Source organism: Marinobacter sp. LV10R510-11A (assembly GCF_900215155.1).
GTDB lineage: Bacteria > Pseudomonadota > Gammaproteobacteria > Pseudomonadales > Oleiphilaceae > Marinobacter.
On the sequence record NZ_LT907980.1, the window covers coordinates 3,926,003 to 3,950,599 of the forward strand.

A 24,597-nucleotide genomic window follows, 5' to 3' on the forward strand; every position below is an offset into this window, starting at 1 on the left:
AAACTCCCTCTCCCCTCGCGGGAGAGGGCTGGGGAGAGGGGGCGCATTGACCACATTTACGGAGACTTACCATGCAACTCATCCCCACCGGTGAAGCCGAAAAGCCCAGAAACCAGTTTCCGCCCGTTTATGTGGGTGACACCCTGATTCCCGAGGAAGATATCGCCCGGGAAATGCAGCACCACCCAGCGGAAGAGGTTTCTGAGGCTTGGCACAGCGCCGCTAAAAGCTTGGTTATTCGTGAGCTTCTACTGCAACAAGCAAAAGCCCTGCAGCTGCCAGAAGAACTAGATGAAGAAGATGCCATTGCGCGCCTGCTGGAGCAGGAACTGGATGTGCCAGAACCCAGCGATGCGGATTGCGAGCGTTTTCATGCTTCCAACCCTAGCCGGTTCCGCAGCCCAACGCTGATGGCCGTGAGCCATATTCTGCTGGCCGCTGCGCCGGATGATGTGCCAGAACGCATGCGTCAAGAAGATGTAGGGCAGCAGTTGCTGTCCTCCTTGCTCGAAGGCCGTGCCCAGTTTACGCCACTGGCCAAACAATACTCTGCCTGTGAGTCCCGCCATCAAGGCGGCAGCCTTGGCCAGATTAGCAAGGGGCAAACCGTTGAAGAATTTGAGCGGCCAGTGCTTACGCTCAAAGAAGGCCTTAACCCGGAACTGATTGAAAGCCGCTATGGCTGGCACATTGTGCGAGTGGATCAGCGTATTGATGGCGAGCAGTTGCCATACGAGCACGTGAAGCCAAAGATTCGCCAATACCTGAGTGAGAGCGTTACCCGCCGGGCATTCCGCCAGTATCTGCAGGTGTGCGCAGCTGAAACAGGCGTTCAAGGTGTGGATCTTGAAATACCCGATTCGCCGCTGATGCAGTAGCTGTTCTCGCGTTGGTAGGTGAACGGCAACGGAATATAGATAGCAATGTGAATTATTGTGTTAAGTCAATTTTCCCAAAGTAACAGCGATTCTACCTCCATGGAGGGAGCGATTTTTGGGGTCTATCCTTCTATTATGTAAAACATGATTTTGAATGCATGATATGAAAGGGGAAACAACAATGGTGGTGATGCAATCTGCAGAAACCCGCTACGCCAAGCCCGTTCTGGTGGCTAATAACACACTGACCGACGATGAAAACGGGCTGCAGCCATTGCGCAGGCATGCCCTTTTCAATTCGCTCAACGAAGCAGATTTACAGAGCCTCATTCTGCAATCTCGCCGCCTTCGTCTTGGGCATCATCAGCTGCTTTACCGGCAGGATATGCCCGCCCATCACTTCTTCTTTGTTATATCCGGCCGCTTGCGATTATACAGGCTGGACTCGTCCGGTATTGATCGGACGCTCGACAGCATCGCCCCAGGCGACTGCTTTGCGGAAGTCATGATCTATGCCGATCCAGCCCGCTATGCCTGCTACGCGGAAGCACTGAAATCCAGCGAAGTTCTGATGCTCCCTGTCAAAGCCTATCAGGAGCTGCTCGAAAGACACCCGGAATACGCGCATGCAGCGCTCCGGCACTACGCCATGCGCGCTGTGTCCAGGTTCCATGACCTTGAAATCATGACTGTTCAGAACGCCCGTGACCGCCTGATCCGTTACCTGATTGATCTGCTGCCTAACGGGGCTACAGAAGGCGGAGAGGTCGAACTGCCTTTGCCAAAGTGCTTGGTTGCGTCCAGGCTTGCGATGCAGCCAGAAACCTTCTCCCGAATTCTGGCAGACCTCAAGTCAAACGGGCTGGTGCGGGTCAATCGAAGTAAGCTATTCATCTCCGATCCCAAGCGATTGATCGAAATCAGTCAGTAGTAAATAGAAAGGATATTGCCTCCATGATTAGCAGTTACAGTGATCTGATCAAAGCAACGAAGGACGAGCATGAGCCCCAGCGTTTGCTGTTCGTTTTCTGCCGCGCAGAATTACCAGATGATGCGTCCGCAGACGAAAAGGCCGCATTTGAGCGAGGTGAGGGTGGGGCGCTTACCCCCGTTATCTGTGTCGACAAGGCCCCACAAGAAGTCTCAGAGTTTTCTGCCCTAGTTGATGAATCTAGCAGTACCGGCCAGTCTTGGGATGTTGTGTTTGTTGCTGCCATGTCTGGCCGGGGCGGTACCCCTCCGTCTTCAGACGAAGCTCAGCAGCCGATGACTATGATGGTGGAGTCAATTCGCCTAGGGCACGTTAGCAATTACCTGCCTCTGGATAAGAGTGGGGAGGCCGTAAGTCTCGGCTGATCCGGGGCTGCCCTTTGGTTGTTCACGGGAAGATATAGCCATACAGAGGTATGTGATTTATTTCTCAAACGCCTAGGCTACTTAGGTCAGGTTTAGGTGATTTGCTGTTTCTGTCGGGGGCTTGTTTTGAACGCTATTTTCCGTACCGTGCTTTGTTTTTTTACCCTGCTGCTGGTCATTGTGCCCCAGGCACAGGCCGAACCGGTCAGTAAATATGAGCCTGTGGCCGGACGCCAGGTTATCCAGAAGGCCTTCCCGGAAGTTACCCGGCTTGAGCCCCGGGAAAATAACCGGGCCATTCAGGAGCTATACGCCGGTGACGAGCTGAAAGGTTACGCTTACCAATCCCTCGATTTCGTTCAGACTCCCGCCTATTCCGGCAAGCCATTGAATATCATGGTAGTTCTGAATACCGAAGGTACCATCCGCTTTGCCAAAGTGATTCACCATGATGAGCCCATACTTCTGGTGGGCATCCCCGAAAGCAAGCTCCACGCCTTTACCGACCAGTACACCGGCCTGAAAGCAGACCAGCGAGTAACGGTGGGAGGAACCTCCAGCGAGCGTAAGGTTGCCGTTGACGGGCTCTCAGGCGCCACCGTGACAGTGATGGTGGCTAACCAAGTCATCATGCGAACGGCGCACCGGATTGGCGTTGAATTGGGGCTGGTGGAAGGCAGTGGCATCAAACGTCAGCCGGTAGCTGAAGTTAACAAAGGTGACTTTCAGTCACGCAGCTGGGAGGAGCTTACCGGCGATGGCTCAATTCGCCGCATGCTGCTCACCAAAGGGCAGGTAGATGATTCGTTTAAAGGCACTGAAGCTGAGGGCGTTGAAACAGCGGCTCCAGATGAGCGGGATGAGCCGCTGATTGATCTATACGCAGCTTATCTTGATGTTCCGACTATCGGCCGCAATCTGCTCGGTGAAAGTCAGTTCGAATGGCTGACCTCTAAGTTGGAAGAAGGGGAGCAGGCCATCGCCGTTATGGCCAGCGGTGAGTATTCCTTTAAAGGCTCGGGCTACGTGCGCGGCGGTATTTTTGATCGCGTTCAGATCCGCCAGTACGGAGATACTTTCAACTTCCGCGATCTCGATTATTACCGGCTCAGTGATGTGTACGCCGAGGGCATGCCTGAGTTCAAGGAAATGGCCATCTTCATCGTCCGGCAGCAGCACAAATTCGATCCGGGTACGCCCTGGACTCTGGAGCTGACCGTAAAACGCCAAACCGGCCCTCTGGATAGTGAATTCCAAGTGTTCCCGTTGGAGTACCAGTTGCTGGGTCAGTATTACACCCGCGCCGAAGTAGTGCTTACGGACGAGGAGTGGCTCGAAGAGCAGCCACTGTGGGTGCAGGTTTGGTATCAGCGCCAGTTCCAGGTCATTGTTCTGGGTATCGGCATTTTTGTGCTGCTGTTGATTCTGTTCTTCCAAGACTGGCTGGTGAAGAAGCCTAATCTTACGCGCTGGATTCGCCACGGGTTTCTTACCTACACACTGTTCTTTATCGGTTGGTATGCGCTCGGTCAGCTGTCCATTGTGAACGTTCTGGCTTTTGTGCACAGCTTGGTCAGTGGCTTTACGTGGGAAACCTTCCTGATTGATCCGGTAGTCTTTGTGCTCTGGGCTGTAGTGGCCGGCATCGTGTTGCTTTGGGGTAGGGCAGTTTATTGCGGATGGCTGTGCCCATTCGGTGCACTGCAGGAGCTGATTAACGAGATTGCACGCAAGCTTAAAGTGCCCCAGTACACCGTGCCTTGGCCCATCCATGAACGTTTGTGGGCCCTGAAGTACATCATTTTATTGGTGCTGTTCGGGGTCTCCTTAGACTCCCTGGCGACTGCAGAAAAAATGGCGGAAATTGAGCCCTTCAAAACCGCGATTACCCTGCACTTTGACCGCAGTTGGCCATTTGTAACTTACGCAGCACTGCTGCTTTTTGTGAACCTTTTCACCCGCAAAGTGTTCTGCCGCTACATGTGCCCACTCGGTGCTGCGCTGGCCATACCTACGAAGCTGCGAGTATTCGACTGGCTTAAGCGTCGCAAGGAGTGCGGCACCCCTTGCCAGCTGTGCGCCAATGAATGTGAAGTTCAGGCTATTCACCCTGACGGCACCATTAATTACCAGGAATGCCATTACTGCCTGGATTGCCAGGTGACCTATTTCGATGACAATAAATGCCCGCCGCTGATCGTCAAGCGCAGGGGCAGGCGTCGTGGTCATAACGCACCGGGCCGCCCGGAGGAGATCCCAGTGGTTCAGGTGACCTAGCAATACAAAATCAAAAAAATGAGAAATAAGACCGCCATTACCAATAACGGAGTTGGATGTTATGAAAAAAAAAGATGAACTGAGTACGGAGACCTCTGAAGCTGAGCAAAGTGGTTTCAGCCGTCGCCGATTCATGGGCGCTGCCGCTCTGGCGGGTGTCGCTGGCGCAACTGGGCTTGGATCTGCGGTGATGTCACGCGAATCGTTTGCCGCTGCTGCGAAAGACGCGCAAAACAAGATTCAGGTTGAGCCTGGCGAGCTGGACGAATACTACGGCTTTTGGAGCGGTGGTCAGTCTGGTGAGGTTCGTGTAATGGGCATACCGTCCATGCGAGAGCTGATGCGAATTCCGGTTTTTAACCTGGACGGCGCCACCGGCTGGGGCATGACCAACGAGAGTAAAGACATTCTCGGACACGATAAAGAGTTTGTGAGCGGCGATTGTCACCACCCGCACATCTCAATGACCGACGGTCGTTACGATGGCAAATACCTGTTCATAAACGATAAAGCCAACACCCGTGTGGCACGTATCCGTTTGGACATCATGAAGTGTGACAAGATTACCCACATTCCGAACGTGCAAGCCATTCACGGTTTGCGCCTGCAGAAAGTACCGTATACCAAGTACGTGTTCTGTAACGCCGAGTACGTTATTCCTCATCCGAACGATGGTAGCGACTTCTCGATGGAGAACAGCTACACCATGTTCAACGCTTTGGATGCGGAAACCATGGAAGTCGCCTGGCAGGTGATTGTAGACGGCAATCTGGATAATACCGACGCGGATTACACAGGCAAGTATGCGGCCTCTACCTGCTACAATTCCGAGAAAGCCTTGGATCTGGCCGGCACCATGCGCAACGACCGCGACTGGGCGGTGGTGTTTAACGTTGAGCGCATTGAAGAAGCTGTGAAAAATGGTGACTTCAAAACTCTGGGCGATTCCAAAGTACCGGTCGTTGATGGCCGCGGAAAATCTAGGCTCACCCGTTATATTCCTGTGCCGAAGAACCCGCATGGGCTGAATACGTCTCCAGATGGTAAATACTTCATTGCCGCCGGTAAGCTATCGCCCACCTGCACGGTTATTGCGATTGATAAACTGGACGATTTGTTCGATGACAAAATCGAGCTTCGCGATGCAGTTGTCGCTGAGCCGGAGCTAGGCCTTGGGCCTCTGCACACCACGTTTGATGGCCGTGGCAATGCCTACACCACGTTGTTTATCGATAGCCAGATAGCCAAGTGGAATATCGCCGATGCCGTCAAGCACTACAACGGCGAAGATGTAAATTACCTGCGCCAGAAACTGGATGTGCATTACCAGCCTGGCCACAACCATGCGTCACTGACAGAAACCAGCGATGCTGATGGTAAGTGGCTTGTGGTACTGTCGAAGTTTTCCAAAGACCGCTTCCTGCCGGTTGGTCCGCTGCACCCAGAAAACGATCAGTTGATCGATATTTCTGGTGATGAAATGAAGCTGGTGCACGATGGTCCGGCCTTTGCAGAACCTCACGATTGTATTCTTGTACGTCGCGATCAGATCAAAACCAAGAAGGTCTATACCCGGGACGATCCGTATTTCGCCAGTGCCCGCGAGCAAGCGAAGAAGGACGGCATCACGCTTGAAGCAGACAACAAGGTTATCCGCGATGGCAAAAAGGTGCGGGTGTATATTACGTCTGTGGCGCCTATGTTCAATACGACCGAGTTCAAGGTTAAGCAAGGCGATGAGGTGACGGTGTATGTTACGAACCTAGATACGATTGAGGACGTGACTCATGGTTTCTGCATGGTCAACCATGGTGTTCAGATGGAAATTAGCCCACAGCAGACGTCTTCGGTGACGTTTGTTGCGGATAAGCCGGGCGTTCATTGGTACTATTGCAACTGGTTCTGTCACGCTCTGCACATGGAGATGACTGGCCGGATGTTGGTAGAGAAGGCCTGATTTAGACGTTAAAACCGGAGCTCCTTAGTGGGCTCCGGTTTTTTAGTTATGTTTCGGAGAAGCAAATCAAGGGAAGAGGGTCTTTCAAAACACGCTCCTTGCGGCACATCCATATGGCGCTTGGGCTCCGCCATCCATGGCTCCGCACAGTTTTGAAAGACCCTCTTCCCTTGCTTTGCCAGAATTTGCAGCAAGCCTTGAACCTATTGAGTGATCGTTGATGCACCAAATTTTGCGTTTAGGGGCGGCCCTGACAGTCGCCTTACTATCGCTGACCGCACAGGCTGATATTCAGCAGCAGCTGGATGAACTTGAGCCGGGCGCTAATTTTGAGATTCCTTCCAAAACTGTTTCGCCGTTCACTCTCAGGGTGCCAGGGGTGACTGTGGCCTGCCGCCCCGAAACGCTAATCGATGGCGGTGGTAAGGGCAATGCGGTTGAGATTCAGGCAGAGCGTGTGACGCTGTCGGGTTGCCGTATTCGTAATTGGGGTGCGGATCTGAATGAGTTGGATGCAGGGGTTTTTATTAACCGGGAGGCGGTGAACGCGACGGTGGAGAACAACGATCTGCAAGGTTCTGCGTTTGGTATCTGGCTAGATGCGACGCCGGATGTGACGGTTAGGAATAACACCATTCGTGGCGATGATACCGTGCGCCCGAACGATCGGGGCAATGGTATTCATTTGTTTAACACGACTGGGGCGTTAATTGAGGGCAATGATATAAGTAAGACGCGGGATGCGATTTATATCGAGACCTCTAATGGCAATGAGATCATCAACAATACGATGACAGATCTGCGGTACGGCATTCATTATATGTACTCCATGGATAACCTCTTGGAAGGCAATGTCACTCGGGGCACCCGTACCGGTTATGCGCTGATGCAGAGCAAACGGCTTACGGTGATTAACAACCGGTCTGAGAATGATGAGAACTATGGCATTTTGATGAACTTCATTACTCAGTCGGTGCTACGGGGCAATGTGGTTTCGGGGGTGTCCCAAGGGCAGACTGGCGGCGTGTCTATTTCGGGCGCGGAAGGCAAGGCCGTGTTTATCTACAACTCTTTGTACAACACCTTTGAAAACAATGTGTTCCGAGATAGCGGTGTGGGTGTTCACCTGACTGCAGGCTCGGAAGACAATGAGGTTTTTAACAATGCGTTTATCAATAATCAGCGCCAGGTAAAGTACGTGGCACGGCGCACTCAGGAGTGGTCGAAGGAGGGCGTGGGTAATTTCTGGAGTGATTACTTGGGTTGGGATCGTAATCAAGATGGCATCGGTGATGTGCCATACGAGCCCAACGATAATATCGATCGCCTGTTATGGACCTATCCTGAAGCCAAAATTCTGATGTTCAGCCCGGCGGTGGATACTTTGCGCTGGGTTCAGGAAGCCTTTCCTGTGGTTAAGGCTGCGGGTGTCAGTGATTCACACCCGTTGATGAGTCCGCCAAAAATATTACAACCGGAGTCCTGATGAGCTGTTTTCGTCTTGAGAATGTGAGCTACCGGTACGATAAGGCACTGGTGTTGAATGGCGTTGATCTACGCCTAGAACCGGGGGAAATTCTTGGGTTGTTCGGCCACAACGGTGCCGGCAAAACCACCAGTATCAAACTGATTCTGGGGTTGATGACCCCATCCCACGGCAAGGTGTCGGTGCTGGATGGCGAGGCGGGCGATCCTAAAGTCAGCCAGCACATCGGTTACCTACCTGAAAACGTGATGTTTTATCCGCAGCTTACCGGCCGCGAGATTCTTGCGCACTTTGCCCGGTTGAAAGGCGCGAACCTGCGCCAAGTTCCTGAATTACTGGGCCAGGTTGGGCTGAAAGATGCCATGGATACGCGGGTTAAAACCTACTCCAAGGGAATGCGTCAGCGCTTAGGGCTTGCTCAAGCTTTGCTGGGTAAACCCCGCTTGCTGATACTGGACGAGCCTACGGTGGGGCTGGATCCGGTAGCCACGGCAGACCTTTACCGGTTGTTGCGCAAGCTACGCGATGAAGGTACGGGCGTTGTTCTGTGCTCACATGTGCTACCGGGCGTTGAGCCTTACATAGACCGAGCAGCGATACTGACCGACGGCAGCCTGAAAGCGGCGGGGGATCTTGCCTCACTACGCCGGCAGGCAAACATGCCTATCACTCTTTCTCTTGAACCAGAAAGCACCGTGGCTGCGCTGGAAAGTGTGGTTAATAATGCCAAAGCCTCTGCTGGTTTGATGATGCGGCACGACAACGGGCGGCTGCATGTGGATGTCCGGCCGGCAGAAAAAATGGCGCTGGTTAAGGCCTTGGTGGCCTCCGGCGAAGTACGTGATCTGGGTATCTACCAGCCAACACTTGAGGATGTTTACGTGCACTTTATCGGTTCTGGCGGCCTCGCTCATCGTGGAGGTGCGCAATGAATAGCATCTGGACCATCGCCCGCAAAGAACTGAACGACAGCCTGCGAAATCGCTGGCTGATTGCCATCGCCTTGGTGTTCGCGACGCTTGCCGTGGGCATCGCCTGGTTTGGTGCCGCAGCATCCGGCCAGGTGGGTTATGCATCCACCCCAGCGACAATTGCCAGCCTCGCCAGTCTCGGTATTTTCCTGATCCCGCTGATTGCTCTGTTACTGGCGTATGACGCCATTGTAGGAGAGGAAGAGGGCGGCACGCTGCTGTTATTAATGACCTACCCTCTAAGCCGTGGGCAGCTGCTGTTCGGCAAGTTTCTTGGGCACGGGCTAACCCTTGCATTGGCCACGCTGATTGGCTTTGGCGTTGCCGGTGTGGCCATTGCACTGCTAGTAGAAGACGTTGGCGTTGGTGCGCTTGCGGTTGCCATGCTGCGTTTTATTATTTCGACCACGTTGCTCGGCTGGGGCTTCATTGCTCTGGCTTACGTGGTGAGTGTTCGGGTAAGTGAGAAGCCCGTCGCCGCGGGTTTGGCTTTGGCCATTTGGTTCTTCTTTGTGCTGGTTTTCGATTTGATGCTGCTGGGCACGCTGGTTGCCAGCCAAGGTGAATTTAATCCCGATTTGTTGCCTTGGCTCCTGTTGCTCAACCCCACGGACATATACCGTTTGCTCAACATCGTCGCCTTCAGTGATGGCGCACAACTCAGTGGTGTTCTCAGCTTGGGTGCTGACTTGCCCATTGGCCCAGCCGGGCTCTGGCTGGCGCTGGTGCTTTGGTTTGTTATTCCCTTAACCGGCGCTTGGGCTCTGTTCCGTCGCCGTCGTATCTGATGGAGAGCTCGATGAAATCTTTTAGTTTCACATTCCTGCCTGCATTACTGATGTTCGCAGTATTCTTTTCTGGCTGCTCCGGCGAAGCCGAAAAAGTCACCGAAAAACCGACCCCCGTGCACATTGAATCCGACGATGAGTGCCACGTATGCGGCATGGCCGTAACCCGGTTCCCCGGGCCGAAAGGCGAAGTGATTACCGAGAAAGAACAAGCCGTTCACAAGTTTTGCTCTACCCGTGACATGTTCGCCTGGGTGCTGCAGCCAGAGAACGTCATGCGCAAGCACACGCTGTACGTTCACGACATGAGCCAAACCGAATGGGCCAGCCCAGACGACGCAGCCCTGATCGACGCGCGCGAGGCTTTCTACGTGGTTGGTTCCGAACGCAAAGGTGCCATGGGCCAGACACTGGCATCGTTCTCCACCGAATCGGCGGCCCAGGACTTCATGATGGAGTATGGCGGTGAGGTTATACAGTACGACGCAATCACCCTAGAGCACCTGAATACAGAGATGCCCATGGGTGACATGCATGGGGATATGGAACGCTAAGGACGGACTTTTCTCCAAAGAGCCCGCCCAACAATCCGCACCTTATCCCGGGGCGTCATCCTGCTAAGGTTCGTTTTCACGACGCCCTTGGTAAACCGTGTCGATTTCGAGTAATCAACGCGCACATCCACCAGAACCGGCCGCCCGGCGGCCGATTTCTGCAGTGCGATCTCTATGCTTTCAGAGATGTCCTGGTTGCCCGCAAGCGAAACGAACTCAAGGCCACAGGCCTTGGCAAACGCCTCGTAGTCTACTGTGCCCAGTACCGTGCAGGTCTTCTGGTTGTAAGGGATCTGCTGGGCTTGGGCAATCTGCGACAGCTCGCCATCGTTGAATACAAAAATCATCACACCAACTTGCAGGCGTGCCGCTGTTACCAGTTCCATGCCCGTCATCAGCAACGCACCGTCGCCCACAATGCCCACTACTTGGCGCTTGGGGTTAGCCAGCTTGGCACCGATAGCGCCGGGAACACAATAACCCATGGCGTTGAAATCGCTGGGTGACATGTAATTCCGGGCGCCCAGTATGGGCATTAATTCTGCCACCAAAAACGTATGGTTGCCGTCGTCAGCGACAACAATCGCGTCGTCATTTAGGCGCTCACGAAGGTGGCTGAAAAACAGCTCCGGGTTTACCCGGTCGCCGCTGTCGTGATCACGCCACTCTTTCTTGTATGCGGCTTTGTCCTTGGCGATCTGTTCCCGAATGCCGGTATTGGCCGCAGTGGGCTTCAGGGTTTTTACGGCTTTCAGGAGCGCCGGCACGGTCACTCTGGCGTCTCCCTCGATTGTATGGCTGGCAGGGTAGTTGGCGCTGAAAACCTCAGGGTTGATGTCTAAGTGAATCAGGCTCTTAGGCGGGTTGATGCCGTAGCTGCCGGTCGGGATTTCCGCGAACCGCGTGCCAATCGCTAACAGGCAATCTATTTTGGCAAAGGCGTTGGTTGCTGCCGGCACCGCATAGTTACCCATGCCCATGCCTGTGTGCAGAGGGTGGTTGCCCGGGAAGGCACTGAGCCCCTGAAGCGTGGTTGAAACTGGCGCATCCAGCAGTTCTGCCAGCTCAATCAAGTCTGCCTGCGCATCTACCGAGCCCCAGCCGGCGAATATGCCCGGCTGCGTTGCCAGCACAAGTGCTTGGGCCGCGGCATCCACAAGTGCCTGTTCCGGCTGCTTTGGTGCGGGCGGTGCCTGGTAGAGAGGCATGTCGTCGACGTCGCCCAAAAAATTACTGATGTTGACCGGGATCTCGATAAAGACTGGCCCCGGCTCACCGCCCATTGCAAGGTCATACGCCTCATACAGCGTGGGGATGATTTCTCGGTGGCTGCTAATACGCCAAGTTTTCTTGGTAATCGGCCTGAGCAGGGCGTGTTGATCCATCTCGTGGAGTTGGTAGCGGTGCCCGGATTCCGAATGAATCCCGCCGGAAATAATCAGCATCGGGATGCCATCAATGCCGGCCTCGCCAATGCCACTCGCGGCGTGGGTGACGCCTGCCGCTGGTACGATCAGCATGGTGCCCAGCTCGGCACCGGTGCGGCTCACCGCATCAGCCATGAACGCACCACCACCCTCATGGGTGACAAGCGTCGGCTCGATGCTTTCAGATCGGTTCAGCTCGTCGTAGATTTCGGTGGTGTGCACGCCCGGAATGCCAAACGTTCGGCGTATGCCGAGTTGTTCCAGTGCGTGGCGAACGAGTGTAGCGCCGGTTTTCTTCATGAAGTTGCCCTGATAGTTATTATTGTGAATAGATAGTGCGAATAAATAATGATGGGCGCAGCGTGGCTATTCATTACGCTGCAGCCTTACAAACGGCCAGCGATACTTTGAGCGGCGCGCCGGCCGTTGAGAATACAGTTGGACAGGAACGTGCCCTCCAAGGATCTTATACCGGAGATTCCGCCACCGCCAAACCCAGTGGCTTCGCCCGCGGCATAAAGCCCTGGAATAGCCTCGCCTGCCTGATCGAGAACGCGGGAGTGGGTGTCTGTTTGCATGCCTCCCATGCTTTTCCGGCTGATCAGTTGTTCGCGAATAGCGATCAGCGGGCCTGCGCCTGAGTCGAGTATGGGTTGCAGGTTACAGGTGCGAAAACGATCTGGCAGCCAGTTCCGGAGCTGCAGGAGCCGGCGTATCTGGTCGTCATTATGCAGCCGTTTACCCCGGGCTATGTTGCTGTCATAGGCCTGGATATCGCGAATCATGTCTTCGGTGTGGACATCGTTGTTGCCCGCAGCTTGGTTCATTTTCGCAGCTAGCTCTTCGGGTGTGTTGGCGCTGACAACATCTGGGCATTGTTCTATCAGCCAGTCCATAAGCGCCGGGTCGCCGCCGCGCAGGGTATTCCAGACCACGCGAAGCAGTTTGCCGTCACGGAAGTCGGGGTTGGTGTCGGTGCCCGACACGGCCAGCTCGCGCACGGCAATTCGGTAATTCATAACCTGCCAGGAAATCTGCCCGGGTAGGTGGCCTACCTGCTTGCATAGATCGTGGGTGTCGAAACCGGTGATCAGCGGCATGGGGCCAATTCGGCGGCCATGGCGATCCATCCAAAGCGCCGAGCGCGGGGGTATTAAGCTCAGACCGTGGTGAGGGAAGGCGGGTTCCGGGTGGCGTATGCCTGCAGCGTAATTCCACATCTGGTTGAGATTGACGACCTTACCACCCGCTCTGGCAACTTCGCCGTGCATGGCGCCATCTGCATCCGGGCTGGACCCACTGAGCAGGTTGTCCGGTGCCGGGCCGTAACAGGGATCCCAGTGCTGGCGTACTTTTTCCAAGTTGCCATTAATGCCGCCGGTACAGACGACTGTGTGGGTGGCGGAAACAGAAAAAGCTCTATCTTTATTGACGATGCCTTGGCAGCCGGTGATTTTTCCATCACGCAGGCTCAAGGTGTTAACCCTGTGGTCACTGAGAAAAGTAAGCTGGCTGCGGTTCTGGTGAGTGTCCAGTTGCTGCAACAGCGTTTGTACCACGCCGCGGCCACAGCCCCAGGCAATGTGATAGCGGGGAACACTATTGCCGTTTCCGTAAAGCCCCCGCTCAACCCACTGCACGGATGGGAAAAAGCGGATACCCCGTTGTTTCAACCAGTCGTAAATCATTGGTCGGTTCTGTTCGGCATAGAGTTCGGCCCAGAGCTTCGGCCAGTGATCGTCGTCGCCGAAGCAGGCCGCGTTGTGCCAGTCTGATAGCAGTAATTCCGGGGAGTCTTTGATCTTGTTGCGGGCTTGTTCTGGCGTGTTGCTTAGCAGCATTCCGCCGAAGGCTTCATTGGCTTGGCCCCCGGGTTTGCCGTCGGGCGCGCCATCCAGCAGTAATGTCGGCACGTTGAGATCTAGCAGTTCTAATGCCGCAGCTATTCCGGCAAGGCCCGCGCCAATCACAACAACTTCAGTCTTATAAGTATGCATGGCTCATTATCGGCTCATTCTTATTGTTTGTTGATATAAGAGCTTAATGCTTAGCGATTAATCAAACCAGTGCAACTCAGCCCCCGGTCATATTCATAAAGCGCAGAATTTCGACATCACCATTTGTTGAAAAGTGATGGCGCTCCGGCTTTAAATCCATGGAATCGATAATGGTTTGCCGGAGTTTGTCGTTGGTTACTGGGTGGCCGCGCAGAACCCGGCGCAGATCGACTGAGTGATCGTTGCCCAAGCAAAGCAACAATCTGCCTTCAACGGTTACCCGCACTCGATTGCAGGTGGAGCAGAAGTTATGGGAGTGGGGGGAAATAAATCCCACTTTAATATCGCTGTCCGACATCCGATAGTAACGAGCAGGGCCACCTGAGTCTTCCGGCGTGGGGATTAGTTCATGATGCGGGCTGATAATGTCGCGCACTTCATCGCTGGTGCACAGTACTTGCCCGCGATCGTGCTCGGAGATCTCACCCAAGGGCATTTCTTCAATGAAGGTAATGTCGACGTTTTTTCTACGGGCAAATTCGACCAGATCCGGAACCTCCTGATCATTTCCACCTTTCATCACCACGGTGTTCAATTTTATGCCCTTGAACCCGGCTTCCCGGGCGGCGTCTATACCTTCGAGTACCCGTGACAGCTTGCCGGTACGGGTAATGCTCGCGAACTTTACCGGGTCCAGTGAGTCCAGGCTGATGTTCAACCGCTTCAAGCCTGCTTTGCGCAGTGGCTCCGCCATTGCGGATAACTGGCTGCCATTTGTGGTCATGGCAAAATCCCGCAAGCCGTATGTGCCTATCTCGCGAACCAGCTCAATGATGTCTTTGCGAACCAGCGGCTCTCCGCCTGTTAGGCGGATTTTTTCCGTGCCCAAGGAAATAAACGTTCTGGCCACGCGGGCAATTTCCTCAAGCGTCAGAACCTGTTGCCGGGGTAGAAAGGTCATCTCCTCTGCCATGCAATAAACGCAACGGAAATCACAGCGGTCGGTAACGGACAGGCGTACGTAGTTGACGGTTCTGCCAAAACGGTCTGTCAGCTTGCTCTGGGACATCGGTCTCTTTCCTGTAACGGCTGAATGCGAGTTTACCCGTTGGATGATAGGCCAAGTATCGCAGAGTTAGTGTGCGAATCCGATACCCCTCGCGGGGTAAGCCCTGTCTCTTTGTTTGGCAACATCCACTTTACCAAAGCGCAACAAGATTTATTAGAAAGTGATTGATCTTTAGCATAAACATGGCTATAAAATACATCTTATTGGGGAGGTGCTTAAACCCAAAGACGCGTTTGCTGGAGAATAAGATGGAGAAGTTTTTGTTTCGTGCCAATAGCGCCATTGTTTGGTCCGTGCTCGGTTTGGTGGTCACGATTTTGATGGCTTACCCTCTCGCCGGGCGTTTTCCCATGATGATTCAGGTGCTTGCCCATATTGGCACCCTGCTATTTGCAGTCGGTATCAAGGTTTCGTATGTAGCGCGGCTGGTTTTTTTAAGCCGTCTTGGGAGACCTGTTCACTGATTAGCGGTAGAATGGACGAAAGAATGTACAGTGCTGAGGTGCCCCTTATGGCTGCGCAATCCAGTAAAATCGGCTTCAGGGTTCTTGCGTACATATCCATAGGACTCGCTGCAATTGGTGTGGTATTGCCTTTACTGCCTACCACGCCTTTTATTCTGTTAGCCGCATTTTTTGCCAGCAAGGGTTCTCCTGCGTTTGCCAGTTGGCTTGAAGGGCATCCCTCGTTCGGGCCTGCCATCAGAGACTGGCGCCGAAACCGGGTTATCCCTTTAAAGGCAAAGTTGCTGGCATGCTGCATGATGCTGCTGAGTTGGGGTCTTCTGTTTGTTATGGGAGCCGCGGGGATGGTGCTGGCCATATCGGGTATCTTTTTGGCGAGCGTGGCAAGCTACTTGCTCACCCGGCCTTCGTATTGACCGCTTTTACTGAACAACCGGAGTGTTGAATGCACATTACTCGCTACACTGATTACTCGCTGCGCGTGCTGATGTATCTAGCGGTACAAAGTGATCGCCTGGCGACGATTCAAGAAATTGCCGACAGTTACGATATCTCCAAAAACCACCTGATGAAGGTGGTGCACCAGCTCAACAAGAAAGGTTATATCGAAACCGTGCGTGGAAAAAAAGGCGGCATGAGACTGCACATGACTCCGGAAGAGATAAATGTCGGTATCCTGGTGCGCGAAACCGAGCATGATCTCAGTATTGTGGAATGCCATTCGTCCCAAACCGCGTGCAAAATCAGCCCGGTATGTGGTCTCCAGCCCGTCTTCAAGGAAGCATTGCAAGCATTTCTCTCGGTGCTCGACCAATACACCCTGAAAGACGTTATGAAAGATCAGTACAAGCCGCAATTATTAAGGCTGCTTCAAATCGCCTGACACTCCGTCTTCCTTACCGGCCTAATCAGGCCGGTAGACTCGTAAGTCTCATGCGCAGACGATCCGGCAGTGAATAACTCAGGATTCTTTTCACAACGGTTCCGTACTGGTGCGCGAAACTGCCTGTGTTGTAGTGTATGCCGTGTTTGTGGCACACCGCCTGAACCTTCTCGGAAATCTCCGGGTAACGGTGCGCTGGCAGGTTGGGGAAAACATGATGTTCAACCTGATAGCTCAAATGCCCGCTCAGCAGATGCATCCATTTTGGGCCGGTGAAGTTAGATGAACCCGTAAGTTGGCGCAAGTACCAGTGGCCCTTACTTTCATTCACACAATCCTTTTCGTTGAATGTTTCCGCATCCTGAGTGAAGTGTCCGCAGAAAATAACGGTGGATGACCACAGGTTGCGTATCAGGTTGGCGCCTACGTTTCCGCCGAGCACGATGGGTGCTACGGGGAAAGTAATGAGCGGGAAGAACACATAATCCTTAAAAGCCTGGCGGCCACCTTTACGCGCTAAGTCCCGCAGGAATGGAAGCTTGTCCCGCAGGCGAATCTCACCGCTGCGTATCCGCTCAAATTCCAGTTCATGCAGCGCCACGCCCCATTGGAAGAAAGCGCTGAGTGCAATGTAGTTTAAAAATTGCAGGCTGTGTGCTGGCCGCCATTTCTCATCATCACTCAGGCGCAGCAGGGCATAGCCGTAGTCGCGATCCTTGCCGATGATATTGGTGTATGTGTGGTGCTCATAGTTATGGGTGCGGCGCCAAGAATCTGATTCGCACGCCGTATCCCACTCATAGGTTTGTGAGTGCAGGGACGGGTCGTTCATCCAGTCATATTGGCCGTGCATCACATTATGGCCAATTTCCATATTCTCGATGATTTTTGATAGGCCCAGCGACAGGGTTGCTGCCGCAAAAACCGGTGGGATGAACCCGAACGGCATCATCACTCGGCCCCCCACTTCAAGAGCGCGGTGAAGCCGAACGACGCGGCGTATGTAGTTGGCGTCACGCTCCCCCAAATCCGCGGCTATCTCATCGCGAATGGCGTTTAGCTCTTGCTCCAGTTCCTGGAGCTGATTTTCTGTCATCGTCTTCATAATATTGCTCCTTAAACGTCGATGGCTACAGGGCCGTGGGGAATGGATATACAAAGCTGAATGCTTTCATCCCCAGGCCCAGAGGTGTTGCCAGTAAGTCGGTTCATCACGGTTCCGCTGGTTTTGCGGCAGCTGCATTGGTGGCAAATGCCCATACGGCAACCGTGGCGGGGCGTAAGGCCTGAGGCTTCAGCTATTTCCAGCAAGCTGGCATCGCCTTCGGAGCTGGCTTCCAAGCCGCTTTTTTCAAATTGCACTTTGCCGCCAAGGGTCTGGTTCGCCAGATCTGCGTTCAATGCCGGAGCCGCCGCAGAAAAAAAGGTACTGTGGATGTCCTTCTCGCGAACGCCGTGCTGGTGTAGTGCTCGTTAGCCAAATCCATCAGCCCCATTGGGCCGCACAGGAATATCTGCCGTGCTTTCAGGCCGGGCACGTTTTCCAGATCCTGGTTGCATAAATAGCGCGGGGTGGTGTCTTCATGGGTAGCGATGATATTCAGCGTAAGAGCGCTGTAGCTGTTCGCAAGCGCTTTGAGGCGTTCTGCAGCAATAATGTCCTGCTGTGTGCGCACGTAATAAAGCAAGCTGACCGGTGCCCGAAAATCCTGGGCGGCCATGGTTTCTAGCAGGCTTAATACAGGAGTAACGCCGCTGCCGCCTGCGATAAAGAGCACCGGCTGCGGAGGTTGTGGCAACAAGAAGTCGCCAAAGGCCTCGCCCAAGCCGATCACATCGCCGTAACTCAGGTTGTCATGCAGCCAGTTGGTCACCAGCCCGCCGGGCAGCCGTTTGATGGTCAGTGTCACCAGCCCCTGATTAGCCCAGAGTTCGGGCGAGCTGGAAAGGCTGAACGTGCGGGTGCGCCGAATACCACCAACGTCAACACAGATATTGACGTGCTGGCCAGCCTGAAAACCCAGCCATCGTGCAGCGGGCTTCAGTATAAAGGTGCGCGTATCACGGGTTTCCTGAATGACCTGCTCGACCCGTGCCGGGGTATGGGCCTTCACTAACATGGGGTCAAGCTTTTCCAGCAGTGGATCGAAGAAGGCAGCCGGATCATTCCGGTTGAAAAGCTGCCTTCCAAGCCAGTGCAGGGCTTTTGTCTGAGTATTCTTTGCCAGCATGACATCTTCTCCTTATGCTGCCTACTTAATGTGTACACTTGTGCACAAGTTGTGTACGACTGTACACAACACCTATTGCACGCGCAATGGGGAACGTTTCGTTGGCGTTAAATGACAAGTATCCAGTACTTTAAATCTCGCGGATGTGTACACTTGTTGTTTGGATTTAACGATAACCGCAGTATGGGCAGGCAATGTCGGAACGAAAAAAACGGAAACCCGGTGAAACCCGTGAAAAGCTGATGAGTGCGGCGTTGACACTGGTTGGGAAGGGCCGACATTTTACCAGCCTTGGCATCCGCGAAGTGACCCGCCAGGCAGGTATAGTGCCTACTTCTTTTTACCGACACTTCCGCAATATGGATGACCTGGGGCTCGAATTAGTCGACGAGCTTGGGCTGGTTCTGCGAAGAATGATGCGGGAGGCGCGCGCAAACGTTCTACAAGCTGACAAGCTTATGGAAGAGTCGGTGGGTATTTTTATCAGTCACGCCCAGGCCAACCGCAGTTTTTTTCAGTTTATGGCGCAGGGTCTGGCGGGCGAGAGCCGTGCCATACAGGAAGGTATCCGCAGTGAGATGCGGTATTTTGCCACTGAGCTGGCGAATGACTTGCGACGGCTAAAGCTGGTTGATCACCTTTCCGACGGGGACCTGGAAATGACCTGTGATCTGGTCGTGCGCAGCGTTGCGTTCAGCCTTACAGATTTGCTGGGTATTTCAGCGGAAGATGAGTACCAAGTAGAGCAAATCCGGAAGCGGACAACCCGCTTCCTTCAGCTCATTTTTGTGGGTGCGGCAAACTGGGAAAAAAGCCGCCCCTGAAAAGACCGGTGTCTGTCTTAGGCCTTCCCGTTTTTGCTTGCCTGCGTTTTCTTAGGCTTGGCTTTGGGCGGAAGAATCAGCGCTTCCAGCTCATCCAGAGCTTCTCCGGTATACACCGCCAATTTCTGCATGCTGGGCAAAGTGTCGCGGCAGCCAGTAAACCCGAAATTTAGTGATCCCGCATAACTCAGGCATGTAATGTTCAGGGCGCCGCCGTGTGCAATCAGCGAAACCGGATACATGGCTTCCAGTTTAGCTCCCTCGTAATACAGTGTTGCCTGAGGGCCCGGAACGTTTGATATGGTTACGTTGAATACGGGTCGCATGCGCCCCCCAAGCCCCGACATCAGCTGCAGGATATAAGGTGACATCAGCAACATAGTGTACTGGTTGAGGGCGCTCTTCGGCAGTTTCTGCAGGTGCTCTTTTGCTCGGCGAGTAGAAGACTTTATGCTCTGAAGTCGGCTAAGTGGATCGGCTTCGTTTGTGGCCAGGGAGGCGATCATGAAGCTGATCCGCGTGCCTGTGCCCTGATCATCTGCCGCGCGGATGTTGACCGGAATACCTGCCGTTAGGGACGAATCCGGAAGATCATCCTGCTCCAGCAAGAAGCGTCGCAGCGCCGTGCCGCACAGATAAAGCACTATGTCATTCAGGGAAGCGCCGGATACCCGGGTCAGCTCTTTCAGGCGATCGAGCTGATAATGTTGCGTGGCAAATCGCCGCTGGCCGGTTACCCGATGATTGATCTTGGAAATCGGCCCTGTGAACGGAGCCGTCAGGCCATCTTCAGGGTGGCGCACCGAGTGCACGAGTCGGTTACCTGCGCGCCAGAGCGTGGGCGCCATATCAGCCTGCCATTTAAGTGCGTCCAAGGCTTGGGAGACTGCCGCAGGAATGCTCGCTTCCGAATCGCCTTTGGCACCCCGTCGGCGCACGGGTCGGACGGCCCAGGGCGGCAACATGCCCCGTTCGTTTGGGTCTGTACTCAGAACCCGCTGCAGCAGGCGTACGCCGCTGATGCCATCAATCATTGAATGATGCATCTTGGTGTAGAGGGCAAAGCGGTTGTTTTCAAGCCCTTCAATCACGTGGCATTCCCAGAGTGGCCGGGCAAAGTCCAGAGGGTTGGAGTGCAAGCGCGAAACCAGAATGCCAAGCTCACGTTCACCGCCCGGATTGGGCAGGGCAGAGTGGCGCACGTGGTAGTCCAAGTCGAGATTCTTGTCGACTTTCCAAGACGGTGCCAACAGGCGGCCCAGCACGCCGGGCCATGCCAGTTTGGAACACCAGGGCTGGGCGACGTCTCCGGTTTCCTTCATGCTGATAACCATGTCGCGAAGGAAAGTATCGGGAGCGCCTTCCGGCAATGAAAAAATCTGCATGTTGCCAACATGCATCGGCGTATCTTCCGACTCTACGGCTAGCCATGATGCATCCAGTGTTCCCAGACGTTTCATTCCTTGTTCACCTCTGCCCGGATCGGGTGTAAATGTGGGTCTTTTAATTATTGATTGTAAGTATACGGGTTACTGTCTTTGCAGACGATCGCCGAAGCGAAAAAGTTTTAAAAAAAGCGGGTGTCAGCTATTTTTTCACGTTGTTTTTTTTAGACTCCCGAAGGCAAGCCGGTTGTGGTACTTTCATAGCATTAAATTAATAAAAACAAAGACGTTCGGAGGCACTGTGGAATCTAGCCCGCTTATCTCGGCAGGACTGCCAATCGCACTGTTTATTATCATGATTGGAATAGGCATGACCCTAAATATTCGTGATTTCCGCCAGGTGGCTGTTTATCCCAAAGGCATAATTGTCGGCACCGTCGCCCAGATTGTGCTGATGCCCTTGGTGGCTTTTGCCCTAGCGTCTTTGCTGGCGGTGCCGCCGGCTATTGCTGTTGGCTTGGTAATCATTGCCGCGTGCCCCGGGGGCACCACGTCCAACCTGTTTGTACTGCTTGCCCGGGGTAATATTGCGTTGTCTATTGTGCTGACAGTCAGCGCCAGCTTGATCACCATTCTCACGTTGCCGCTGATTGCCAATGTCGCTCTACAGTTCTATATGGGCACTGAACAGAACATCGTGCTGCCGGTATGGAAAACCATCGGAATGCTGACTGGCATTGTGCTGTTGCCAGTGGCGATAGGCATGCTTGTGCGTGCTCGAAAACCTGACGTGGCGCGTAAAGCTGAGAGTATTGTTAGCGTGTTTGGTGGTGTTGTACTGGCCTTGTTAATCGTTGCGCTTGTTTACGGTGTGCGGGATCAAATCTGGGAGCTGCTTAAGCAGGCGGGGCCGGCAACCATTTTGCTGAACGCAGCGGGCATCATTATCGGTTTGCTTGCCGGCCGCGCCGCCGGGCTGACCCAGAGAGAATCCCTGGCCGTGGCGGTAGAGCTGGGAGTAAAGAATGGCACAATCGCCCTGATGGTGACGCTTACACTGTTGGAATCCAGCGCCATGTCCATACCGGCGGCCGTTTACGGCGTTCTTATGTTCCCTATCGGGTTTATGCTTGCTATGTACGGCCGGCGTATCATCGCCAAAACTACCCCAGGCATTGTCAAATAGCGCCAGGTTCCTGGTGCGGGCAATGGAATTCCTCCACTACCGTGTCTTCTTCCACGCTTTCCAAGTGCACATCAAAGCCCCAAAGCCTATGGGCATGGCGTAGAACTTCTTCCGTATCTTTGCCTAGTGGCACCCGGTCTACCGGTACATGCCTAAGCATCAGCGAACGGTCACCGCGTACATCCACGTTCCACACCTGAATGTTCGGCTCCCGGTAGCTAAGGTTGTACTGGCGAGCCAGTTTCTCTCGTAGATCCCTGTAACCTGGCTCGTCGTGAATGGCGGATACTTTGTAGCTGTCTTCCTGATCATCATCTTCGATGGCAAATAGCTTCAAATCCCGCATCACCTTTGGCGATAGGAACTGCTGGATAAAGCTCTCATCCTTGAAGTTGGCCATGGCAAAATGCAGAGATTTTACCCAGTCTGTGCCGGCAATGTCTGGGAACCACTCGTAATCCTCTTCGGTGGGCGCCTCACAAATTCGCCGCAGGTCGATGAACATGCAGAACCCTAAAGTGTAAGGATTGATGCCGGAATACCAAGGGCTGCTGAACGGGGGTTGATACACCACTGCCGTGTGGCTTTGCAGGAACTCCAGCATGAAGCCGTCGGTCACCAAGCCTTTATCGTACATTCGGTGCAACAGGGTGTAATGCCAGAAGGTGGCCCAGCCTTCATTCATTACTTGGGTTTGGCGCTGCGGATAGAAGTACTGCGCCAGTTTACGCACAACCCGGATGATCTCCCGCTGCCAGGTGTCCAGCAGGGGCGCGTTTTTCTCAATAAAGTACAAAAGGTTTTCTTGGGGCTCTTCCGGGTAGCGTTTATTGCGTTTTACCGGGTCGTCATCCTCGTCCATTTTTGGAATGGTGCGCCACAAATCATTAACCCGGCGCTGCAGGTAGTCCTCTCGCTCCTCCTGTTGCAGGGCTTCTTTTGCCGCCGAAATGGGCGCCGGCCGTTTGTAGCGATCAACGCCGTAGTTCATCAGTGCGTGACAGGAGTCGAGTATTTCCTCAACCGCATCCACGCCGTAGCGCTCTTCGCACTCGGAAACATAGTTTCTGGCGAAGACCAAGTAATCGACAATCGCGCTGGCGTCGGTCCAGGTTTGGAACAGGTAATTGCCTTTGAAGAACGAGTTATGGCCGTAGCAAGCATGGGCGATGACCAGTGCCTGCATAGGAAGCGTGTTTTCTTCCATCAGATAGGCAATACAGGGGTCGGAGTTGATCACGATTTCGTAGGCCAGGCCCATCTGCCCGCGTTCATAGCCTTTGGATGTACTAAGAAACTGCTTGCCGAACGACCAGTGATTGTAGCCAACCGGCATGCCAACGGAGCTGTAAGCATCCATCATCTGCTCGGCGCTGATTACTTCAACCTGATTGGGGTAGGTATCCAGGCCAAACTCCGCCGCACACTTTGCGATTTCCTCATCGTATTTGCGGATAAGCTCGAAGGTCCACTCCGACCCGGTGGATACGGGTTCGCGAGTTGCGGGGCTCTCGCTAATCGGTAAATTGGGGCGGTCGAGGGCATCACTCATGCGGCCTTCCTCCCAAACAGTAGCCGGAATACCGGGTAAATTTCGCCGGGATCAGCAATCTGTTGCTGCGCAAAGCTCTCGGGAAATTGTTTCTGTACCCGTTCGTATTCGTGCCAAAGCATCTGATGATCTTGTGGCGTAATCTCTACATAGGCGAAGTACTGCACCAGAGGCAGAATGCTGTCGGTCAGCAACTTGCCGCACACAGGCGAGTCATCGTTCCAGTTGTCGCCATCGGATGCTTGGGCAGCATAGATATTCCACTCGGCAGGGGAATAACGGGAATCAATTATTTTGTGCATCAGCTTCAGGGCACTGGAAACAATGGTCCCACCGGTTTCCCGCGAATAGAAAAACTCTTCTTCATCCACCTCTTTGGCGCTGGTGTGGTGACGTATGAAAACTACATCGATCTTTTTGTAGTTCTTTTTCAGGAACAGATACAGCAGGATAAAAAAGCGTTTGGCGGTGTCCTTGTGCATCTGTGTCATTGACCCAGACACATCCATCAGGCAAAACATCACCGCGCTGGTGGCTGGTTTGTGCTGCTTCAGGTGCTGGCGGTAGCGCAGATCAATCTCATCAATGAAGGGAATCCGTTTCACATTGGCTTTCAGTTGGGCAATTTCGGCCTCAAGTACTTTGATCTGATCCTCATGGCTAAACGCCGCATCCAGTTCGTTGGGTGCCATTTTCAGGTCGGCGAGTTGTGCCTCAAGCTCCCGAATTTTCTTTTTACGTGCACCGCCTAGGCCCAGCCGACGGGCATGGGCGCCGCGCAGTGAACGCACAACATCCAGCTTGGCAGGTACACCCTGGGTGCTGAACCCCGAGCGCACGTAGTTAAAGCTTTCAGTATCCTTGAGTTTTTTCCGGACAAGATTTGGGAGTTCGAGATCATCGAACAGAAAATTCAAAAATTCTTCCTGGGTGATCTGAAAGGCAAATTCATCCATGCCTTCGCCATCGGGGCTGGCCTTACCTTGTCCCTGGCCTTGGCCATCTCCGCCCTCGGGCTTGGGCAGCCTGTCGCCGGCTACATACTCACGGTTACCCGGGTGCACCATTTCACGGCGTCCGCCCTGGCCGTGATGGAAAACAGGCTCATCGATATCCCGCGAGGGAATGCTCACCTTCTCTCCACGCTCTATGTCGGTTATCGAGCGCTGGTGCACCGCATCAGAAACGGCCTTCTTGATGTGGTGTCGGTAGCGGCGTAAAAACCGCTCTCGGTTCACCGCGCTCTTATTTTTGCCGTTCAACCGTCGGTCGACGATGTGGGTCATGCCCATAATTCATACTCCTGCGGATC

The 24,597-nt window shown here is 53.9% G+C and carries 23 protein-coding genes; 14 read left to right on the forward strand and 9 right to left on the reverse strand.

Annotation, left to right across the window (positions count from 1 at the left end):
* The first annotated feature begins 71 nt into the window (after positions 1 to 71).
* The 9 genes from CPH80_RS18880 to CPH80_RS18920 all read left to right on the forward strand — a co-directional run bounded on the left by CPH80_RS18880 (position 72) and on the right by CPH80_RS18920 (position 10,267).
* Positions 72 to 878, forward strand: a complete 807-nt coding sequence (locus CPH80_RS18880; protein WP_096280277.1) for a peptidylprolyl isomerase — start codon at positions 72 to 74, stop codon at positions 876 to 878.
* Positions 879 to 1,059: 181 nt separating this feature from the next.
* A complete protein-coding gene (locus tag CPH80_RS18885; protein ID WP_096281797.1) occupies positions 1,060 to 1,809 on the forward strand; it encodes a Crp/Fnr family transcriptional regulator in 750 nt (249 codons plus the stop codon).
* Between the two features lie 23 nt (positions 1,810 to 1,832).
* Entirely contained in the window at positions 1,833 to 2,234 is a 402-nt protein-coding gene (locus CPH80_RS18890; protein ID WP_096280279.1) for a ribonucleotide reductase subunit alpha, read from the forward strand.
* A gap of 135 nt (positions 2,235 to 2,369) precedes the next feature.
* Positions 2,370 to 4,511, forward strand: a complete 2,142-nt coding sequence (nosR, locus tag CPH80_RS18895) for a transcriptional regulator NosR (RefSeq protein ID WP_172898662.1) — start codon at positions 2,370 to 2,372, stop codon at positions 4,509 to 4,511.
* A gap of 61 nt (positions 4,512 to 4,572) precedes the next feature.
* Positions 4,573 to 6,468: a TAT-dependent nitrous-oxide reductase gene (gene nosZ / locus CPH80_RS18900; RefSeq protein ID WP_096280283.1), complete on the forward strand. Its 1,896-nt coding sequence runs from the start codon at positions 4,573 to 4,575 to the stop codon at positions 6,466 to 6,468.
* A gap of 220 nt (positions 6,469 to 6,688) precedes the next feature.
* Positions 6,689 to 7,954 (forward strand): nitrous oxide reductase family maturation protein NosD, encoded by a 1,266-nt coding sequence (locus tag CPH80_RS18905; protein WP_096280285.1) that lies wholly within the window; start codon positions 6,689 to 6,691, stop codon positions 7,952 to 7,954.
* Positions 7,954 to 8,886 (forward strand): ATP-binding cassette domain-containing protein, encoded by a 933-nt coding sequence (locus CPH80_RS18910; RefSeq protein ID WP_096280287.1) that lies wholly within the window; start codon positions 7,954 to 7,956, stop codon positions 8,884 to 8,886. Before CPH80_RS18905 ends, CPH80_RS18910 begins: the two co-directional genes overlap by 1 nt.
* The gene (locus CPH80_RS18915; RefSeq protein ID WP_096280289.1) at positions 8,883 to 9,713 is read left to right on the forward strand and encodes an ABC transporter permease; all 831 of its coding nucleotides are present in this window, start codon (positions 8,883 to 8,885) and stop codon (positions 9,711 to 9,713) included. The genes CPH80_RS18910 and CPH80_RS18915 overlap by 4 nt, the downstream gene beginning before the upstream one ends.
* A gap of 11 nt (positions 9,714 to 9,724) precedes the next feature.
* The gene (locus CPH80_RS18920) at positions 9,725 to 10,267 is read left to right on the forward strand and encodes a nitrous oxide reductase accessory protein NosL (RefSeq protein WP_096280291.1); all 543 of its coding nucleotides are present in this window, start codon (positions 9,725 to 9,727) and stop codon (positions 10,265 to 10,267) included.
* Here CPH80_RS18920 and CPH80_RS18925 read toward each other — a convergent pair.
* The 3 genes from CPH80_RS18925 to moaA all read right to left on the reverse strand — a co-directional run bounded on the left by CPH80_RS18925 (position 10,264) and on the right by moaA (position 14,760).
* Complete coding sequence (locus CPH80_RS18925) at positions 10,264 to 11,994, reverse strand: thiamine pyrophosphate-binding protein (RefSeq protein ID WP_096280293.1); 1,731 nt, start codon at positions 11,992 to 11,994, stop codon at positions 10,264 to 10,266. The genes CPH80_RS18920 and CPH80_RS18925 overlap by 4 nt on opposite strands.
* Before the next feature lie 86 nt (positions 11,995 to 12,080).
* Complete coding sequence (locus CPH80_RS18930; protein WP_096280295.1) at positions 12,081 to 13,691, reverse strand: FAD-binding protein; 1,611 nt, start codon at positions 13,689 to 13,691, stop codon at positions 12,081 to 12,083.
* A gap of 76 nt (positions 13,692 to 13,767) precedes the next feature.
* Positions 13,768 to 14,760, reverse strand: coding sequence for a GTP 3',8-cyclase MoaA (gene moaA, locus CPH80_RS18935; RefSeq protein WP_096280297.1), 993 nt, complete (start codon positions 14,758 to 14,760; stop codon positions 13,768 to 13,770).
* A gap of 248 nt (positions 14,761 to 15,008) precedes the next feature.
* On the opposite strand from moaA, the gene CPH80_RS18940 reads away from it, so the two are divergent.
* From CPH80_RS18940 to CPH80_RS18950, 3 genes are read left to right on the forward strand one after another with little or no spacing between them, the layout of a single operon-like run.
* Positions 15,009 to 15,224 (forward strand): hypothetical protein, encoded by a 216-nt coding sequence (locus tag CPH80_RS18940; RefSeq protein ID WP_096280299.1) that lies wholly within the window; start codon positions 15,009 to 15,011, stop codon positions 15,222 to 15,224.
* Positions 15,225 to 15,271: 47 nt separating this feature from the next.
* Positions 15,272 to 15,640, forward strand: coding sequence for a YbaN family protein (locus CPH80_RS18945; protein ID WP_096281799.1), 369 nt, complete (start codon positions 15,272 to 15,274; stop codon positions 15,638 to 15,640).
* Between the two features lie 29 nt (positions 15,641 to 15,669).
* The gene (locus CPH80_RS18950; RefSeq protein ID WP_096280301.1) at positions 15,670 to 16,107 is read left to right on the forward strand and encodes an RrF2 family transcriptional regulator; all 438 of its coding nucleotides are present in this window, start codon (positions 15,670 to 15,672) and stop codon (positions 16,105 to 16,107) included.
* A 25-nt stretch (positions 16,108 to 16,132) separates the two neighbouring features.
* Here CPH80_RS18950 and CPH80_RS18955 read toward each other — a convergent pair whose 3' ends face one another.
* Genes CPH80_RS18955 through CPH80_RS18960 form a run of 3 tightly spaced genes read right to left on the reverse strand, consistent with a single transcriptional unit; the run spans position 16,133 to position 18,338 of the window.
* Entirely contained in the window at positions 16,133 to 17,212 is a 1,080-nt protein-coding gene (locus CPH80_RS18955; protein ID WP_096280303.1) for a fatty acid desaturase family protein, read from the reverse strand.
* Positions 17,213 to 17,223: 11 nt separating this feature from the next.
* The gene (locus CPH80_RS23205; RefSeq protein WP_227520254.1) at positions 17,224 to 17,508 is read right to left on the reverse strand and encodes a 2Fe-2S iron-sulfur cluster-binding protein; all 285 of its coding nucleotides are present in this window, start codon (positions 17,506 to 17,508) and stop codon (positions 17,224 to 17,226) included.
* Positions 17,505 to 18,338, reverse strand: coding sequence for a ferredoxin reductase (locus CPH80_RS18960; protein ID WP_227520255.1), 834 nt, complete (start codon positions 18,336 to 18,338; stop codon positions 17,505 to 17,507). The genes CPH80_RS23205 and CPH80_RS18960 overlap by 4 nt, the downstream gene beginning before the upstream one ends.
* Positions 18,339 to 18,532: 194 nt before the next feature.
* Here CPH80_RS18960 and CPH80_RS18965 point away from each other — a divergent pair, with 194 nt between their 5' ends.
* The gene (locus tag CPH80_RS18965) at positions 18,533 to 19,162 is read left to right on the forward strand and encodes a TetR family transcriptional regulator (protein ID WP_096280305.1); all 630 of its coding nucleotides are present in this window, start codon (positions 18,533 to 18,535) and stop codon (positions 19,160 to 19,162) included.
* Between the two features lie 17 nt (positions 19,163 to 19,179).
* Here CPH80_RS18965 and CPH80_RS18970 read toward each other — a convergent pair whose 3' ends face one another.
* Entirely contained in the window at positions 19,180 to 20,622 is a 1,443-nt protein-coding gene (locus CPH80_RS18970) for a WS/DGAT/MGAT family O-acyltransferase (protein ID WP_096280307.1), read from the reverse strand.
* 226 nt (positions 20,623 to 20,848) lie between these two features.
* On the opposite strand from CPH80_RS18970, the gene CPH80_RS18975 reads away from it, so the two are divergent.
* Positions 20,849 to 21,733: a bile acid:sodium symporter family protein gene (locus CPH80_RS18975; RefSeq protein ID WP_096280309.1), complete on the forward strand. Its 885-nt coding sequence runs from the start codon at positions 20,849 to 20,851 to the stop codon at positions 21,731 to 21,733.
* Here the strand turns inward: CPH80_RS18975 and CPH80_RS18980 are convergent.
* On the reverse strand, positions 21,726 to 23,285 hold the full coding sequence (locus CPH80_RS18980) for a SpoVR family protein (protein WP_096280311.1): 1,560 nt from the start codon (positions 23,283 to 23,285) through the stop codon (positions 21,726 to 21,728). The two genes, CPH80_RS18975 and CPH80_RS18980, sit on opposite strands and share 8 nt — an antisense overlap.
* Positions 23,282 to 24,577, reverse strand: coding sequence for a YeaH/YhbH family protein (locus CPH80_RS18985; RefSeq protein WP_096280313.1), 1,296 nt, complete (start codon positions 24,575 to 24,577; stop codon positions 23,282 to 23,284). Before CPH80_RS18985 ends, CPH80_RS18980 begins: the two co-directional genes overlap by 4 nt.
* Positions 24,578 to 24,597: the final 20 nt, after the last annotated feature.

Bases quoted from the DNA above. Each gene is read 5' to 3' on its own strand.
- CPH80_RS18880 (WP_096280277.1), top strand. From the start codon at position 72: ATGCAACTCATCCCCACCGGTGAAGCCGAAAAGCCCAGAAACCAGTTT.
- CPH80_RS18885 (WP_096281797.1), top strand. From the start codon at position 1,060: ATGGTGGTGATGCAATCTGCAGAAACCCGCTACGCCAAGCCCGTTCTG.
- CPH80_RS18890 (WP_096280279.1), top strand. From the start codon at position 1,833: ATGATTAGCAGTTACAGTGATCTGATCAAAGCAACGAAGGACGAGCAT.
- nosZ (WP_096280283.1), top strand. From the start codon at position 4,573: ATGAAAAAAAAAGATGAACTGAGTACGGAGACCTCTGAAGCTGAGCAA.
- CPH80_RS18905 (WP_096280285.1), top strand. From the start codon at position 6,689: ATGCACCAAATTTTGCGTTTAGGGGCGGCCCTGACAGTCGCCTTACTA.
- CPH80_RS18910 (WP_096280287.1), top strand. From the start codon at position 7,954: ATGAGCTGTTTTCGTCTTGAGAATGTGAGCTACCGGTACGATAAGGCA.
- CPH80_RS18915 (WP_096280289.1), top strand. From the start codon at position 8,883: ATGAATAGCATCTGGACCATCGCCCGCAAAGAACTGAACGACAGCCTG.
- CPH80_RS18920 (WP_096280291.1), top strand. From the start codon at position 9,725: ATGAAATCTTTTAGTTTCACATTCCTGCCTGCATTACTGATGTTCGCA.
- CPH80_RS18925 (WP_096280293.1), bottom strand. From the start codon at position 11,994: ATGAAGAAAACCGGCGCTACACTCGTTCGCCACGCACTGGAACAACTC.
- CPH80_RS18930 (WP_096280295.1), bottom strand. From the start codon at position 13,691: ATGCATACTTATAAGACTGAAGTTGTTGTGATTGGCGCGGGCCTTGCC.
- moaA (WP_096280297.1), bottom strand. From the start codon at position 14,760: ATGTCCCAGAGCAAGCTGACAGACCGTTTTGGCAGAACCGTCAACTAC.
- CPH80_RS18940 (WP_096280299.1), top strand. From the start codon at position 15,009: ATGGAGAAGTTTTTGTTTCGTGCCAATAGCGCCATTGTTTGGTCCGTG.
- CPH80_RS18945 (WP_096281799.1), top strand. From the start codon at position 15,272: ATGGCTGCGCAATCCAGTAAAATCGGCTTCAGGGTTCTTGCGTACATA.
- CPH80_RS18950 (WP_096280301.1), top strand. From the start codon at position 15,670: ATGCACATTACTCGCTACACTGATTACTCGCTGCGCGTGCTGATGTAT.
- CPH80_RS18955 (WP_096280303.1), bottom strand. From the start codon at position 17,212: ATGAAGACGATGACAGAAAATCAGCTCCAGGAACTGGAGCAAGAGCTA.
- CPH80_RS18960 (WP_227520255.1), bottom strand. From the start codon at position 18,338: ATGCTGGCAAAGAATACTCAGACAAAAGCCCTGCACTGGCTTGGAAGG.
- CPH80_RS18965 (WP_096280305.1), top strand. From the start codon at position 18,533: ATGTCGGAACGAAAAAAACGGAAACCCGGTGAAACCCGTGAAAAGCTG.
- CPH80_RS18970 (WP_096280307.1), bottom strand. From the start codon at position 20,622: ATGAAACGTCTGGGAACACTGGATGCATCATGGCTAGCCGTAGAGTCG.
- CPH80_RS18980 (WP_096280311.1), bottom strand. From the start codon at position 23,285: ATGAGTGATGCCCTCGACCGCCCCAATTTACCGATTAGCGAGAGCCCC.
- CPH80_RS18985 (WP_096280313.1), bottom strand. From the start codon at position 24,577: ATGGGCATGACCCACATCGTCGACCGACGGTTGAACGGCAAAAATAAG.